At 73.4% G+C, this 15,050-nt stretch carries 15 protein-coding genes; 4 read left to right on the top strand and 11 right to left on the bottom strand.

Features of this window, described 5'->3' with window-relative positions; all coding sequences use genetic code 11:
• The first annotated feature begins 140 nt into the window (after positions 1-140).
• A complete protein-coding gene (locus STRNI_RS29145) occupies positions 141-551 on the top strand; it encodes a hypothetical protein (RefSeq protein ID WP_277412305.1) in 411 nt (136 codons plus the stop codon).
• On the opposite strand, the gene STRNI_RS29150 is transcribed toward STRNI_RS29145, so the two are convergent.
• On the bottom strand, positions 514-1,170 hold the full coding sequence (locus tag STRNI_RS29150) for a nucleoside/nucleotide kinase family protein (protein WP_109896114.1): 657 nt from the start codon (positions 1,168-1,170) through the stop codon (positions 514-516). The two genes, STRNI_RS29145 and STRNI_RS29150, sit on opposite strands and share 38 nt — an antisense overlap.
• 141 nt (positions 1,171-1,311) lie before the next feature.
• The gene (locus tag STRNI_RS29155) at positions 1,312-1,770 is read right to left on the bottom strand and encodes a cupin domain-containing protein (RefSeq protein WP_162596871.1); all 459 of its coding nucleotides are present in this window, start codon (positions 1,768-1,770) and stop codon (positions 1,312-1,314) included.
• 133 nt (positions 1,771-1,903) lie between these two features.
• Between STRNI_RS29155 and STRNI_RS29160 the strand changes: the two genes are divergently transcribed.
• Positions 1,904-2,482 (top strand): TetR/AcrR family transcriptional regulator, encoded by a 579-nt coding sequence (locus STRNI_RS29160; protein WP_018087996.1) that lies wholly within the window; start codon positions 1,904-1,906, stop codon positions 2,480-2,482.
• Positions 2,483-2,550: 68 nt separating this feature from the next.
• Here the strand turns inward: STRNI_RS29160 and STRNI_RS29165 are convergent, their stop codons facing one another.
• The 7 genes from STRNI_RS29165 to STRNI_RS29195 all read right to left on the bottom strand — a co-directional run bounded on the left by STRNI_RS29165 (position 2,551) and on the right by STRNI_RS29195 (position 11,071).
• A complete protein-coding gene (locus tag STRNI_RS29165; RefSeq protein WP_266446729.1) occupies positions 2,551-3,747 on the bottom strand; it encodes a class I SAM-dependent methyltransferase in 1,197 nt (398 codons plus the stop codon).
• 264 nt (positions 3,748-4,011) lie between these two features.
• Positions 4,012-4,584, bottom strand: coding sequence for a GNAT family N-acetyltransferase (locus STRNI_RS29170; protein WP_277412306.1), 573 nt, complete (start codon positions 4,582-4,584; stop codon positions 4,012-4,014).
• 139 nt (positions 4,585-4,723) lie between these two features.
• Positions 4,724-5,377: a DedA family protein gene (locus STRNI_RS29175; protein WP_277412307.1), complete on the bottom strand. Its 654-nt coding sequence runs from the start codon at positions 5,375-5,377 to the stop codon at positions 4,724-4,726.
• Between the two features lie 354 nt (positions 5,378-5,731).
• A complete protein-coding gene (locus tag STRNI_RS29180; RefSeq protein WP_277412308.1) occupies positions 5,732-6,193 on the bottom strand; it encodes a DoxX family protein in 462 nt (153 codons plus the stop codon).
• Positions 6,194-6,272: 79 nt separating this feature from the next.
• Positions 6,273-8,321 (bottom strand): FAD/NAD(P)-binding protein, encoded by a 2,049-nt coding sequence (locus STRNI_RS29185; protein WP_277412309.1) that lies wholly within the window; start codon positions 8,319-8,321, stop codon positions 6,273-6,275.
• Between the two features lie 218 nt (positions 8,322-8,539).
• The gene (locus STRNI_RS29190; protein WP_159488400.1) at positions 8,540-10,291 is read right to left on the bottom strand and encodes an alkaline phosphatase D family protein; all 1,752 of its coding nucleotides are present in this window, start codon (positions 10,289-10,291) and stop codon (positions 8,540-8,542) included.
• Positions 10,292-10,426: 135 nt separating this feature from the next.
• Entirely contained in the window at positions 10,427-11,071 is a 645-nt protein-coding gene (locus tag STRNI_RS29195; RefSeq protein ID WP_277412310.1) for an HNH endonuclease family protein, read from the bottom strand.
• Between the two features lie 207 nt (positions 11,072-11,278).
• Between STRNI_RS29195 and STRNI_RS29200 the strand changes: the two genes are divergently transcribed.
• Both STRNI_RS29200 and STRNI_RS29205 read left to right on the top strand, forming a co-directional pair.
• The gene (locus STRNI_RS29200) at positions 11,279-12,037 is read left to right on the top strand and encodes an ABC transporter permease (protein ID WP_159488402.1); all 759 of its coding nucleotides are present in this window, start codon (positions 11,279-11,281) and stop codon (positions 12,035-12,037) included.
• A gap of 179 nt (positions 12,038-12,216) precedes the next feature.
• Entirely contained in the window at positions 12,217-12,798 is a 582-nt protein-coding gene (locus STRNI_RS29205) for a TMEM165/GDT1 family protein (protein ID WP_018087987.1), read from the top strand.
• A gap of 64 nt (positions 12,799-12,862) precedes the next feature.
• Here the strand turns inward: STRNI_RS29205 and STRNI_RS29210 are convergent, their stop codons facing one another.
• On the bottom strand, positions 12,863-13,525 hold the full coding sequence (locus tag STRNI_RS29210; RefSeq protein ID WP_277412311.1) for an HAD-IA family hydrolase: 663 nt from the start codon (positions 13,523-13,525) through the stop codon (positions 12,863-12,865).
• 174 nt (positions 13,526-13,699) lie between these two features.
• Positions 13,700-14,749: a peptidoglycan-binding domain-containing protein gene (locus STRNI_RS29215; protein WP_277412312.1), complete on the bottom strand. Its 1,050-nt coding sequence runs from the start codon at positions 14,747-14,749 to the stop codon at positions 13,700-13,702.
• Positions 14,750-15,050 lie beyond the last annotated feature (301 nt).

Genomic DNA, 15,050 nt, shown 5'->3' on the forward strand with positions numbered 1-15,050 from the left:
GATGTCATGATGACACTGGTGATGTCGTTTGGGAAGGGGGCTGCCGCGGAATGGAGTTGAGGAGACGGACGGGTGTGCTGAGGCTCGTGTGACCGGTGGGCGAGTGGCGAATGCGAATGGGTGAGGAAGGTGGACGGCGGATGAAGGTCGGTCTGTTGCGTGCGGTCGGGGTCGCCACGGCGGTCTACGGTGCGGCGGTGGCCGCGGTGCCCGATCTGCTGGCACGGCCCTCGGGGCTGGCCGATGAGGAGGGGCGGACCGGGCGGGCCACGCGCACCTCGCTTCGCCCGCTGGCCTGGCGGGATGCGGTGAGCGGGCTGGCCATGGCGATGGCTCCGGACGGCCCGGCGCTGCGCACCGCCGCGTATGTGCGGATCGCGGCCGACTTCGGGGACGCCGTCCTGCTCGGTGCGACGCTGCCCGGCCGCGACCGGAAGCTGGCGGCGGCGGTGGTGTCCGTCGGGTGGGGCGCGCTGTCGGTGGCCGGGCTGCTCGCGGGCGGGCGGCGGGAGGTCAGGCACCCCCGGGCGGCGGGGCCTCTTCGGGGGTGAAGGTGACGACGAGGTCGGCGCGGTCGCGAGTGGCCGCCACGACACGGGCGTTGGCCTCGTCCGAGGCGTGGACGAACCGCTCGGCGTCGGCGCGCGGGCGCCCGAAGTGCTCATGGCGGTCGACCAGCCGCCGGATCCGCTCCGGGGTGTCCAGGTCCACGTACCAGACCTCGTCGAGCAGTGCGCGGACCCGCGACCAGGGCGCGGAGTCCAGGAGGAGGTAATTGCCCTCGGTCACGATGAGCGGGATGTGGGGTGCCACGGGGATGCTGCCGGCCACCGGCTCCTCGATACGGCGGTCGAACGCCGGGGCGTAGACGGCGCTGTCCGGCTCCGGCTCGCGCAGGCGCGCCAGCAGCGCCGCGTATCCGGCCGGATCGAAGGTGTCCGGCGCGCCCTTGCGGTCCGTACGGCCCAGGCGGCGCAACTCCGCCTCGGCGAGATGGAAGCCGTCCATCGGGACGAGCGCCGCCCGCCCGGCCAGCTCCGCCACGAGGTGGGCGGCGAGAGTGGACTTGCCGGCGCCGGGCGGGCCGGTGATGCCGAGCAGCCGGCGCCGGGCGGGAGTCGCGGAGTCGGCGAGCCGGCGGGCGCGGGAGAAGAGGTGCCGGGGATCCATGGTGCGTCCATCGTGCCCGATCGGCGGCGCCGGCGGCCGGATGCGCCCCCCCGATCGGTGGCCCGAGGCCTCGACGGCTGCCTCGGCGGCGTCGCCAGCGGCCGCGCTCCGGCCGCACGCCTCGCGCGCGGTCCCCGTAGGTCAGCCCTGGTACTCCATGCCGTACTTCGCGCCGATCCCGTTGAGGCGGTCGAGGTCGGGGTGGCCGTCCTTCATGACGACCGGTCCGGCGTCACACAGGTCCTCGATGAACTCCTCCCAGCCGCCCGGCGACGAGATCTGCAGACACCGGGCGGGCGGCTGGGAGGCATTGCGCAGGGCATGCGGTGTGCCGTGCGGCAGCAGGGCGCACATACCGGGGGTGAGGCGGTGGGTGGTGCCGTCGAAATCGACCTCCATCGCGCCTTCGAGGACATAGACGAACTCATCGGCGTGGTGGTGGATGTGCGGAGGGATGTCGACGTCGAGCTGGTTCTCCAGGATGGCGAGCCGGCCCCCGGTGTCGGTGGTGCGGGCCTTGACGTCGCATCCGGGCGGCAGCGGGACGCGCCCCGGCCGCCGTTCGCCGGGCTGTAGTACGAGAAAGCGCTCCTTGGACATGGTGATCGCGGATCCTCTCCCGGCCCGTCGGATGTCCGCCGGGCCCTCGGGGGCCACCTGGGTGGCCGGCGTGAGCACGATTCGGAATCGGAATCCGATTCCGTTTCACGAGCGTAGCAGTAGCATCGGCTGTGTGGCACCCTCTTCGACCTCCTCCTCCACGCCCCCGCGCAGGCCGCGTGCCGACGCCGAGCGCAACCGCACCCGTGTGCTGGACGCCGCGCGGGAGCTGTTCCGTACGCGTGGCGACGAGGCGCAGATGCCCGAGGTCGCCCGGGCGGCGGGGGTGGGGATCGGTACTGTCTACCGGCACTTCCCCAGCCGGGCGGCGCTGATCGCCGCCGTGGGGGAGCAACGCCAGGCGGAGATCGTGGAGTTCGGGCGCGACCGCTGTCTGCCGAGCGCGGCGGCCGCCGACGGGCTGGCCGCCTATCTGGCGCACATCGGTGAGGTGCTCAGCGCCGAACGCGGACTGTCCGCCTCGATCGAGGCGGCGTTCGGTTCCACCGAACCGACCGGTGAGGGGCGGGCCGGGGCCGAGACGGTCGCCGGTCAGCTGCTCGCCCGCGCCAAGGAGGAGGGCACGGTGCGCGCGGATGCCGAGGTCGGCGATGTGGTGATGATCGTGTGCGGGCTGGCGGCGGTGATCCGTAACGACGCGGGGGACTGGCGCCGTTACGTACGGAATGCCTGCGCGGGGCTGCGGCCCTAGAGGAGACACCCCCTGGACGTATTGACCTGGAGGCGCGGCCGCAGCTCAGATGACCGCTCGGGCGGCGCTCAACGGGGGCCGGGCGCAGTCCGGTCGGCGAGGCCCAGGCGCCACAAGGACGTGACCTCGGCCGCGCGGGCCACGTGGAGCGGGTCCGAGGTGTCACGGGCGCGCGGATGGCGCGGGGTGATGTCGAGCCTGCCCAGGACCGTGAGGCCGGCCGCGGCGAAGGCGTCGAGGAGTGCGGCGTGCGGACGCAGTCCGAGGTGTTCCGCCAGGTCGGAGAGGATCAGCCAGCCCTCGCCGTCCGGCGTCAGATGGCCGGCGAGGCCGTTCAGGAAGCCGTACAGCATGCGGTTGCCCGGGTCGTACACCGCGTGCTCCACAGGGGAGGTCGGTTTGGCGGGCACCCATGGGGGGTTGCAGACGACCAGCGGGGCGCGGCCGGCCGGGAACAGATCGGCCTCGATGACCTCCACCTGCCCGGCGACGCCCAGTCGTTCGGTGTTCTCGCGGGCACAGGCCAGCGCCCGCGGATCCTGGTCGGTGGCCACGACCCTGCGCACGCCGCGCCGGGCGAGCACCGAGGCCAGGACACCGGTGCCGGTGCCGATGTCGAACGCCAGCTCCTCGGAGGGCAGCGGCGCCTCGGCCACCAGGTCGACATATTCGCCGCGGGCCGGGGAGAAGACGCCGTAGTGCGGATGGATCCGGTCGCCGCCGAGCGCGGGGATCTCGACGCCCTTCTTGCGCCATTCGTTGGCGCCGATCAGGGCGAGGAGCTCGCGCAGCGAGACGAGGGCGGTGGTCGGGTCCGGGCCTTCCGCGGCGGCGGACGCCTCTCCGCGGACGGCCTCGCCGGGGCCGTATGCCCGGGTGCAGGCCTCGCGGACGTCGGGGGCGCGGTGCAGCGGGACGGCGAGGGTCGCGTCGAGCGGGACCAGCAGCATGCCCAGGATGCGGGCGCGGTGATTCTGCGCGGCCCGGTGCACATGGAACGCCTGGGTGACATCGGCGGGCGGCGTCTTGCGGGGGCGGCGGTCGATACGGCGGGCCATCGCCGTCAGCAGCTGACGGGCGTTGTGGAAGTCGCCGCGCCACAGCAGCGCGGTGCCCTCGCAGGCGAGCTTGTAGGCGTCGTCGGCCTTGGTCCGGTCGTCCGCGATGACGATACGGCGCGGCGGCGGGGCGCCGTTCTCGGAGCGCCAACGGGCGGAGCGGGGCTGGTCGCCCTCGGTCCATTCGACGACCGGCGGGTGGTTCACCGAAGAGTGCCTCGTGTGTGTGGTGGGAGCCCCTCCCAGGGGTGCCGCCCTCGGGGCGGCGCCGGTCCGGCGCCGGGGGAGCGTGAAGCGCTCGCAGGAGACGGTGGGCGGAGTGGTGTGTCGGTTGACTTTACTCCGTATTGGGATCGCCCTCGGCCCGCACCGAGGTGAGAGGGAGGGAGCGGGCGGCCCCCGCGGTGGCGCGCGCCCGGCCGGGAGGCGGAGCCGTGCCGTGGCGCCCACCGGGCAGCGCCCGGGCCGAGGTCAGTCGATGCCGAAGGCTTCGGCGTAGCGCACCGTGCCGCGCGGGGGCGTGGAGTCGTCCAGGGACAGCGCCATGAAGGCATCGTCCGGCCAGGGCTGCGGGGGCAGAATGCCGAACCGGGCGGCCGGGACGAATCCGAAGCGCGGGTAATACGGCGGATGGCCGAGCACGATCGCGGTCCGCTCGCCTGCCGCCCGCGCGGCCTCCAGGAGCGCCCGGATCACCGCATCGCCCGCACCGCACTTCTGGTACCCGGGCAGCACCGCGCACGGCGCCAGCGCCACGGCGGGGACCTCGTCGACATGACAGCGGGTCAGCAGCGCATGGGCGGCCGGGGTGCCGTCCGGCGCGTCAGCCACGTAGGACAGGCCCGGCAGCCAGGCCGACGGGTCGCGGCGCAGCGCGTCGACGAGATCGGCCTCGCCGGCCGTCTCGAAGGCGGCGAGGTGGATCCGGCGGACGGCCGCGGTGTCCGCGGTGGTCTCGGGGCGGGGGCGCCAGGCCACGGCCGGGTCTCCGGAGCCGCTGTCGCCGGTCTCGTGTGAGCCGTGGGATGCGTGAGTGCCGGTCATGTCCGTCATCGTCGCACCGGCCTCTGACAAACGGCCAAGGATTTTCCGCTCCGCCGTCGACAACGGGCCGTCACCAGCAGGCCGTCGACAACTGGCCGTCGGCGGGCGGGCGTCGGCAGGCGCCCGCCCGCCGGACGGGTCAGTGCGCGGTGCGGTGGTCCGGGCGGCGTATCAGGAAGGCGGCGGCCGATCCGGCGGCGAAGAGGGCGACGACGGAGAGGGCGGTACTCATCCAGGAGGTGCCGAGCCAGTGTCCGCCGAAGTAGCCGAGGCTCACGCTGTAGGACGCCCAGGCCAAACCGGCCAGTGCGGACCACGGGAGGAACTCGCGGACCGTACGGTGCGCGACACCGGCGCCCAGGCTGACCACGGAGCGTCCGGCAGGGGCGAAGCGGGCCAGGACGACGATGCCGCCGCCGCCTCGCGTCAGCGCCGTTCCGAGTCGTTCCTGTGCCGTGCTCAGCCGGCGGGAGCGGCCGATGGCGCGGTCGAAGCGGTCGCCGCCGCGCCGGGCGAGCCGGTAGGCGACCATGTCGCCGAGCACGGAGGCGGTGGCCGCGCACAGCACCAGGGAGATGATTTCGGCCAGGTGGGCACCGGTGTGGACGGTGGCGGTGACCTCGACGCCGCCGACCGCGTCCGCCGCCGTGCCGGTGCCGGCCGCCGTCGTGGCCGCGGCGATCACCAGGACCCCACTGGGCAGAATCGGGACGAACACATCGAGAACGATCGAGAGACTGACGATCACATACACCCAAGGGGTGCCGCCGAGGGACCCCAGGCTTTCCAGCAACGTCCTTCTCCCGGTCCGAACCCCGCCGCGACGTCGCTCGGTGCGGCAGGGGCGGCTCTACAGCCATACAGCGTACGCCTGGCCGCGGTGGCCGAAAGGGTGGGGGTGGGATGCGTGGGAAGCGGCATTGTGTGCGGGTCATCCGGCATGCGTGATATGTCAGGTGAGCCGGGAATGGCCGACGCCGGTCGCCGCTCGGCGTGTCCGTCGCCCCGCCTGTCCGCCGCCCAGCCTCTCCGCCGTCCGTCCTGTCCCTCGTCCGTGGACGCGGCACGGCCCGTACGGCGGAGATGCCGTACGGGCCGTGAGGTGCGGGGCCGGGATGTCCCGGGCCGCGCGCCGGGAAGTGGTGCGTCAGACGGCGGAGGGCTCCCGCTGAGCGGACGGGGTCGCCTCCTGTCCGCGGTCGCCGAAGAAGACCCGGTCGAGCGCCCACGAGCCGGGGCCGGCGAAGAAGAGCAGCAGGAACGCCCAGCAGTACATCGCGGAGGCCTCGCCACCGTTCTGTATCGGCCACAGCGCCGAGCCCTGGTGCGCGGAGAAGTACGCGTACGCCATCGAGCCGGAGCTGATGAACGCGGCGGCGCGGGTGCCCAGGCCGAGCATCACCAGGAGACCGCCGGCCAGCTGGATCACGGCGGCGTACCAGCCCGGCCAGCTGCCGGTGGGGACGGTGCCGCCCTGACCCATCGCACCGCCGAGGACGCCGAAGAGCGAGGACGCGCCGTGGCAGGCGAAGAGCAGGCCGATGACGATGCGGAAGAGTGCGAGCACGTGCGGGGTGGATCTCTGGAGGAACGTGGTGAGCGGTGACATGTGGGGACTCCTACGGTTTCTGGGGACGACGTAACCGTGAAGGGGACAGGTTAGGGACACCTAATCTGTACTTGCAAGTTCAACCTCTGGCCAAATGGGATCTTTGGCTGGAAGTGGCCACACCAGTCGCCGAAACCACACCTGCCGCCGGAACCACGCCGCTCGCCGAGGCCCTGCCCGACCCCATTCCGCTCGCCGAAGCCCTGCCCGCACCCGTGCCCCGGCCCGGGGCCGTGTCCACGACCGCCGCCCGCAGGGCCGCCCGCGCCACCGCATCCGTATCGGCCAAGGTGACCGACCCCACCCCGGGACGCGCCCCGGCCGCCGTCACCCAGTGCACCCCCTCCGTCGGCACCCCGACCGCGAACCGCCGCGGATGGTGCCGCCCGTCGGCCTCGATGAGGCGGTACGGGCTCGGCGTCACATCGAGCCCGCCCGTCTCGTAGCCGTCCACGGTGTGCGGCCGGCCGCCGCCCTCGGCCAGCAGCCGGGCCAGCAACAGGTCCGCGGTGCGCCGGACATCCGGTTCCGGCAGCCGCGCCTCGATCAGCGCCGTCGCCGTCACCGCGGAGCCCGGCACGTCCGGCGAATGGGCCGTGAAACCGGGCTCGTGGCCGTCGGCGGAGCCGAGCCGGAGGGTCATCCGGGGGCCGATGACCTCCAGCACCCCGGCCTCGATCAGTGCGGTCATCTCTTCGATCCGGCGCCGCGGCGGCCCGATGGACAGAAAGGCGTTGAGCGGGGTGTACCAGCGGTCCAGGTGGTCGCGGCGGGACGCGCCGGCCAGCCCGCCGTGGTCGACGATCTGCCGCAGCTCGTTGCGCAGATCGCGCAGTACGTCCAGCGCCGCCTTGACCGGGCCGGACACATTGTCCTGGCGGGCGTGTGCGACGTCCTCCCGCAGATGGTCCAGCAGCCACTCCCGGAAGGCGGCGCGGCCGGCGAACGACCGCTCCGCGTGCGGCCGGGAGACCCGGTCCCAGTCCCAGCGCTCGCCCGGCGCGATCCCGAACGCGTCCAGGGCGGCGGCCTCTTCGGGGCTGCGGTGCGCGCTGCCCAGGAAGCGCTGCCGGAAGCGCTCCCGGAAGAGGTGGCCCGCCGCATCGTCCGCGGCCCGCCGCGCCAGCAGCGCCTCGTAGTAGACCGCCTCCACTTCCTTGGCCACCAGGGGCCAGACTTCCGCCAGGAAATCGGGCAGTTCACCGGAGTCCGCGCGCTTGCGGAAGGCCGCTATCACGTCCGGGGTGAGCAGCAGCGGCAGATGACGGCCGTGCGCGCCCTTCGCGTTGTCGCCGCGCGCGTGGTACGGGACGCCGCGCCGGGAGCCCGCGTACAGCCGGGGTTCGCGGCCGGACGGCAGATACGTCAGCGTCCCGCCGGCACCGCGGACGAACCGGCCGCCCCGGGCCGTCGTCAGCAGCGCCATGTGATCGAAGAAGTTGAGGCCGAGACCGCGCAGCAGTACCGGACGGCCCGGCGGCAGTGCCTCCAGGGCGGCGGAGAGATCGGCGGGATTGGCGGGTGGCAGATAGCGCAGCCCGTGCCCGGCGGCGTAGTCGGCCAGCCGCCGCTGCTCGGCGTCCGCAACGGCCGGCAGATGGCCCTGGGCGAGGACCACCGCCCCCAGGCCGTGCAGCGTCCGGCCGTTGTCGAGGGTGAGGGACTGCGAGCCGTCGGGGGCCTCGGCCAGCCGCACCGCGCAGGCCGGGTGCGTCACGACCGTCACCTCCTCAGGGGCGGTGCGCACCGTGTGGCGGAAGACCCACTCCAGATAGCGGCCGTACAGCGCGCGCCCCGGATAGTCGTCCGGGCCGACCTCGCACCCCTCCCAGGCGTACAGGCTCGGCCCGGTGCGTATCGGGCCGGCGCACTCGACACTGTCGTCGGTGAACAGGGTGACCTGCGAGGCCACGGTGTTCATCAGCAGCTCGGGCGGCTGGGCGGTGCGCCACACCTGGCCGGCGCCGGGCGGGGCGGGGTCGATGACATGGACGGTCAGCCGGGAGCCCGGGGCCAGTTCGGCGGCCGAGGCGCAGATCCGCTCCAGCACGCTCGTCCCGCGCGGCCCGGCGCCGACGAGCGCGAGGGCGGGCCGGGGGCGGTGGTCGGCGAGGTGGTCGGCGGCCAAGAGGAGCTCTCCCTGCGGCGGCGGACGGCCGGCCCGTAGGGGCACGGCCGTCCGGGAAGTCGGGCGACGAGCAAAACGTGCGCCCCATCATCACCGCCCGAACCGGTGGCGGAGCACCGGGGTGGGCAAAAACATGTGGCGGTTTTGCAGGTAGGACGCCCGGCCTCCGGTGCGCGCCAGTGCCCGGCCGGAGGTTCACGGACGCCGGGCCGTCCGCATCATCCGGACTTCGGCCGTTCGGTGCCCGCCTCCGGACCGCCCGCACCACCGGATTCCCCGCCAACTCGCGCATCGGTCAACGCAGCACGCCAGACCGTGACGAGCCGGACGCCGCCCTGCTTCTCCCGGCGGGTCTGGTCCAGGGCGAGCCGCGCCGCACGGCCCGCCAGCGTCAGCGTCATCAGCTGATTGCCGAACCAGGGACCGCCCGTGCGCCGCCACTTCACCGCCGGCCGGGGCAGCCGTCCGTGCCGGGCCAGCAGCTTGCCCAGCCAGCGGCCGGACCGGCTCCAGCCGAAGCGGAAACCGGCCTGCAGCGAGCCGGGAATGCTGTTGTGGACGGGGGAGCAGGTCAGCTGGAGCACCCGGCTCGCGGGGTGCGGACCGGCGCCGCGCCAGTGCGGCTCCGCCACATAGGCATGGTGGACGTCCCCGGACAGCACACAGACCGTCGCCGGGGCGTGGGCGCCGGAGCCCGCCTCGGCGATCAGCTCGGTGAGCGCGGTGAACGAGCCGGGGAAGGCCGACCAGTGCTCCAAGTCGGCGCGCTGGCGCAGACGCTCGCTCCTGCGGGCCCAGCGGGGGCCGCGTTCACCGGCGCACAGCGCGGCGTTCCAGCCCTCTCCGGCATGGATGAGATGCGGCAGCAGCCAGGGCAGCGAACTGCCGAGCAGCAGATGGTCGTAGCTGCCGCGCCCGTCCAGCACCGCCTGCCGCAGCCATTCGCCCTCGGTCTTGTCGAGCATCGCGCGGTTGCTCTCGTCCAGGACGCGGGTGGCCCGGGTGTCGATCATGACCAGCCGCACCCGGCCGAAGTCGCGGCGGTAGCTCCAACGGGCGTGCGCCGCATCGGCGTCCGCACCGGCCGCGAACTCCCGCACCAGTTCCGTGGCATCCGGCACCGACTGGACCTGGGCGTACAGCTCGTCGGCGGCCAGTTCAGCGGGCGAGAGATTGCCCAGATGCTGATGGACCCAGTACGACATCAGGCCGCCGAGTATCCGCTCGCGCCACCACGGCGTCGCGCGCATCCGGGCCAGCCAGGACGCCGAGGTGTTCCAGTCGTCGATCACATCGTGATCGTCGAAGATCATGCAGCTGGGGACCGTGGACAGCAGCCAGCGGACCTCCGGGTCGAGCCAGGACTCGTAGTAGAGGTAGGTGTATTCCTCGTAGTCGGCGACCTGCTTCCACGGCGGCTCGGTGAGGTCGCGGCGCCCGGCCAGCACCTGCGCGGTCGCCTCGGAGGTCTGGTCGGCGTAGACCTGGTCGCCCAGAAGGAGCAGCACATCGGGGCGCTGCCGTCCGGAACCGGCGGCCAGAGTGGCGGCGAGGGTGTCCAGGGCGTCCGGGCCGACCGGGTCGTGCGCCGCGTTCGAGGGCGTCGCGGACCAGCGGCAGGAGCCGAAGGCGAAGTGCAGGGGCTCGTGCGCGGAGGCGGGGAGCGTACGGATCGTGCTCGCGGGGAAGCGGCTGTCGGGCAGCGGCCAGACCTTCTCCCCGCTACCGCTGGGAGGTGCCCCCGGCTCGTCGTCCAGCAGGACCTGGTAGGGCGTCTCGGTGCCGGGTGTCAGACCGGTCACCGGGACCAGCGCGTAGTGGTGCCCGGCGACCTGCCAGGTGTGCTGCGCGCCGGCCGCCCCGTCGTCGCAGCGGACGTGCACCACGCACGGCCGGTCGGTCTCCACCCACACCGTCGCGCTGTCCGCGTCGACATACCGCAGCAGCGGCCCCAAACGCAGTCCGGCCATCGGGTGCCTCCCCTCGTCGTGGTCAGAGGATAGGAGCACAGCGGGCGCGGCGGGTGACCGGGACGGCGGCGCGCCCGCCGGCCGGTGATTTTCCGGCCGACGGGCGCGTGGATCGGCACCCCTGAGGAGCGGGGCTCAGCAGCCGTCCAGGATCTTCTTCAGCGCGGCCTTCTCGGCGGAGTCCGCGGTCATGCCGTACTCATGCTTCACCCACACCCACATCCGGGCGTACTCGCAGTGGTACGAGGCCTTCGGCGGCAGCCACTTCGCCGGGTCCTTGTCGCCCTTCTCCTGGTTGAGGTTGTCGGTGACGGCGATCAGCTGGGAGTGGGTGAGGTCGTTGGCCAGCTCCTTGCGGCGCTCGGTGGTCCACTGGGCCGCGCCGGACTTCCAGGCCTCGGACAGCGGGACGACATGGTCGATGTCGAGGTCGGCCGCGTCGGTCCAGGTCGCGTCGTCATAGGCCGAGACCCACTTGCCGCTCTTCGCCGCACAGCTGTCGTCCTGCTGCACGTCCGTGCCGTCGCGCTTGAGCACCACTTCGCGGGTGTTGCAGTTCTTGTCCTGGTCGATCCAGTGCGGGAACTTGTCGCGGCTGTAGCCGTCCTGGGGGCCCTCGGCCTGTTCCTTGATGTCGGCGAGGTACGTCCGGGCGGTGCCGGCGTCCGGCGGGCTGGGCGGTGCCGCCTGGGCGGACTGGCAGCTGAGCGCCAGCGTGCAGACCAGGGCCGCGGCCGAACCCGCGGCGAGGGAAACTCGACGCGCGTAGACCTTTTTCATCGAAACTCCCGAAATGTGGGGGGAAGTTGACGTGCGGTGCGTCGCCCATGGTGTCGGCGTGGGGTTTCCATGGGGTGGGCACCAGGTAACAGGGTGACGACATGCCCACGTCAGTTCAAGGGCTGACAGGGCGCCATAAATGCACAACGGCGCTCCGGTTGTGGCGCTCCGGCGTATGCGCCCCCGTGGCACCCCTACAGTGAGCGCGTGCTGCTGCCGGTCAACATCACTCTCGGGATCGTCCTCGTCGTCCTGCTGATCGCCGCCGTGGCCGTCGCCGCACTGGCCCGCCTCGGCCACGCCCGGGCCATCGCCGTCGCCGGACTGCGCGCCGCCGCCCAACTGGCCGCCGTCTCCTACCTCATCGGCTGGGTGGTGCACGCCCTTTCCTGGCTGCTGGGTTTTCTCGTGCTGATGTTCGCGGTGGCGGTACGGACCGCCGGGCGCCGGATCACCCGGAACCGCAGCTGGTGGTGGGCCGCCGCACCGATCGCCGTCGGCGTCGTCCCGGTCGTCGGGCTGCTGCTGCTCACCGGCCTGGTGCCGCCGCGCGGGCTGGTGCTCATCCCCGTCACCGGCATCCTGATCGGCGGCGCGCTGACCGCCACCGTCCTGGGCGGGCGGCGGGCGCTGGACGAGCTGGAGACCCGGCACGGTGAGTTCGAGGCGGGCCTCGCGCTGGGGCTGCCCGACCGTGACGCACGGATGGAGGTCGCCCGGCCGGCCGCGTCGGACGCCCTGCTGCCGGGGCTCGATCAGACCCGGACCGTGGGGTTGGTCACACTCCCCGGCGCGTTCGTCGGCATGCTGCTGGGCGGGGCCTCGCCCGTACAGGCCGGTGCGGTGCAGCTGTTCGTCCTGGTGGCCCTGCTGGCGGTGCAGGCGACGGCCTGTGCGGTGGTGCTGGAGCTGGTCGCGCGCGGAAGGCTGCACCGCGTACCCTTGACGGCAGCAGAAGGGGAGTAGCTCTCTGCCGGACCGTCGACATACTGCCCGCCCGTAGTGGCGAGCCGGCGCCCGGAGCGTGGCACGCAGCAGTGCCGCGCCAGCGAGACCTTCGGCCGCAGTGTTTGACGCTGCCGTGCCGAAGCGACCCCTTTCCCGGGCCCTTTGGTGCGGCCCGACCGATCGAGGTATCCCACCCCGTGTTCAGTCTCACCGTCGCCGCCGTCGTCTTCGGCGTCGTCTTCCTTGCCGAACTGCCCGACAAGACCGCCCTCGCCGGTCTGATGCTCGGCACCCGCTACCGCGCCTCGTATGTCTTCGCCGGTGTCGCCGCCGCCTTCCTGGTGCATGTCGCCCTCGCGATCGCCGCGGGCAGCGTGCTGACCCTGCTCCCGCACCGCCTGGTACAGGGCGTGGTCGGTGTCCTCTTCCTTGCGGGCGCCGCCGTGCTGCTGTTCAGGAAGGACGAGGACGAGGAAGAGGTGAAGAAGCCCGCCGACCAGAGCTTCTGGAAGGTCTCCGGGGCGGGCTTCATGATGATCCTGGTCGCCGAGTTCGGCGATCTGACCCAGATCATGACCGCCAACCTCGCGGCCCGTTACGACGACCCGCTCTCCGTCGGCGTCGGCGCCGTGCTGGCGCTGTGGGCCGTGGCGGGCTTGGGCATCCTGGGCGGCCGCACGCTGATGAAGTATGTGCCGCTCAAGCTCATCACCAAGATCGCGGCGGGCGTGATGCTGCTGCTCGCGGGCTTCAGCCTGTACGAGGCGATCGCGGGCTGAGGACGGGCCGAAGGGGCGGGTCGCCGTCGGGGCCCGCCCCCTTGGAGGAGCCCCGGAGCCGCACTTAGGTAGTGACGTGCACCGCGATCAGGCCGTCCGCCAGCGCCTCGACGCGGACCCGGGTGAGGTCGGGCACCTGCACGGTGGGGGCGAACGCGGCGGCACGGTCACCGACGCCGACCACCCGCATCCCGGCCGCCCGGCCCGCCTCGATGCCCGCCTCGGAGTCCTCGAACACCAGGCAGTCCTCGGGGGCGAAGCCCAGCTCGGCGGCGCCCTTGAGGAAGCCCTCCGGGTCGGGCTTGCTAGCGCTCACGTTCTCCGCCGTGATCCGCACGGCCGGCACGGTCAGTCCGGCCGCGCCCATCCGGGCATCGGAGAGCGGGATGTCGGCGGAGGTCACCAGGGCGTGCGGGAGGGCGGCGAGGGAGGCCATGAACGCGGGTGCGCCGGGGACCGGCACCACGCCGTCCATATCGGCGGTCTCCTGCGCCAGCATCCGGCGGTTGTCCGCCAGGTTGAGCTCCATCGGGCGGTCCGGGAGCAGCGCGGCCATGGTGGCCCAGCCCTGCCGGCCGTGGACGACCTGGAGCACCTCGTCCGCGTCCAGCCCCTGCTCGGCCGCCCAGCCGCGCCAGCAGCGCTCGACGACGGCTTCGGAGTTCACGATCGTGCTGTCCATGTCCAGCAGCAGGGCGCGGGCGGTGAGCGTGGTGGTGGCCGTCATCGGCAAGCTCCTGGGCGCTACGGGCATACGGACGGTGCGGATCGCACCCGTGCGGAAGGACAGAGCGGTCCCGCCCGCCGGTCAGGGAGTGCGGGCGGAACCACTTTGTTTCTTCACGATACAAAACGGAGCGGCCGGCGACAACCAGGCAGGTCAGCGCCCTGCTCACCAGGGCTATGGCTCGCGTGTCCGGGACTCCAGGGACGCCCGGGTCACCGCGCCGTAGACGCCGTCCGGATCGCCCGCCACCCCGTAGGCCCGCTGGTAGCGCGACACGGCGTCCCGTACGTCCGCGTCGTAGCGGCCGTCGTCCGGGCCGGGGTACACCGCCACCTGCCGCAGCCGCCCCTGCAGCTCCCGCACTTCGGGGCCGCCGGCCCCCTCGCGCAGCACGAGCGGCCCGGTGGGCGGGGCGCTGGGGGCGTGGGTAGCGGGGGCGTCCGAGACGCTGCCGGAGGCCCGGGTGGGGGCGGGGGGACGCGGCGCCGGGGTCCGGTAGGGCCGCATGGTGGCCTCGGGGGCGGTCGCGTCGGGCGACGCGGAGCGGGCCGGGGTGGGGGAGTCGGGGCCGCTCGGTGCGGGGGCGGATGTGCCGCCGGTGGGGAGGGTGGCGCCGGGGGAGGTGCTGCCGCGGCCGGGCGCCGTGGCCCGGGTCCGGGTGTCGTCGGAGAAGGCGTCGGTGCCGATCAGCACGGCCGTGGCGGCCACCGCGGCCCCGGCGGTCAGCAGCACGGCGGGCAGCAGGCGCTTGCGGCGAAGGGAGGCGGGGGAGCGGCCGGCGGGTTGCTCCGTCGGCCGCTCCTCCTCCGATGCGTGGAACGTCCGGGAGACCGGGCTCGGACGGCGCCGCATCCGGGGCGCCAGGGGTTCGGCCGGGCCGGTGGCCGGCGGAGTGGGGGCGAGGGGCGGGCTGGTGGCGTCCGACGGGCCGTCGGCGAGGGGCGGCCCGGCGGCGGTCGACGGGCCGTCGGTGCGATGCACCGCCGCGTCCACCCCGGGTAAGTCCAGCAGGTCGCCCCGGCCGGTGCCGGTGCCGCTCGCCCCGCCGTGATCGCCCCCGTCGTCGTCGGCCTCCCCGTCGCCGGCGTTGTCGTCGGGCAGTGACACGTACGGCCGAATGCGCAGCGGATCGAAGTCGTCCGCCCCGACCGCCGCACACAGGCAGCTCGGCCGGCCGCCGCCGCGTACGGGGGCGCGGCAGTGCGGACAGGTCTGTGCCGTCACGGGTGTTCCCCTCCCTGGAGGCATCGAACCGGCAGCGATTATCCAGACGCCGCACCGGTCCGCGCAGGCGCTCGAAGACATCCGCCCGGCATGCCCCAGGTGTCCCCCGGACGACCCCCGGTACCGGCCGTCACTCGGCGGGCCATATCCGGCGGAACCGCCCAGGATGGAAGAAGTCCGAAGCAGGGACGCAACGGGAAGGGCGGCCGGCGGTGGCCCGGGACGGGACGGACGGCCGGCACCGCACGGGACGCTCCGGGGCCCCGGCACCGCACGGGACGCTCCGGAAACGGAGGGAGAC

The sequence above is a fragment of the Streptomyces nigrescens genome, from assembly GCF_027626975.1.
Taxonomy (GTDB): domain Bacteria; phylum Actinomycetota; class Actinomycetes; order Streptomycetales; family Streptomycetaceae; genus Streptomyces; species Streptomyces nigrescens.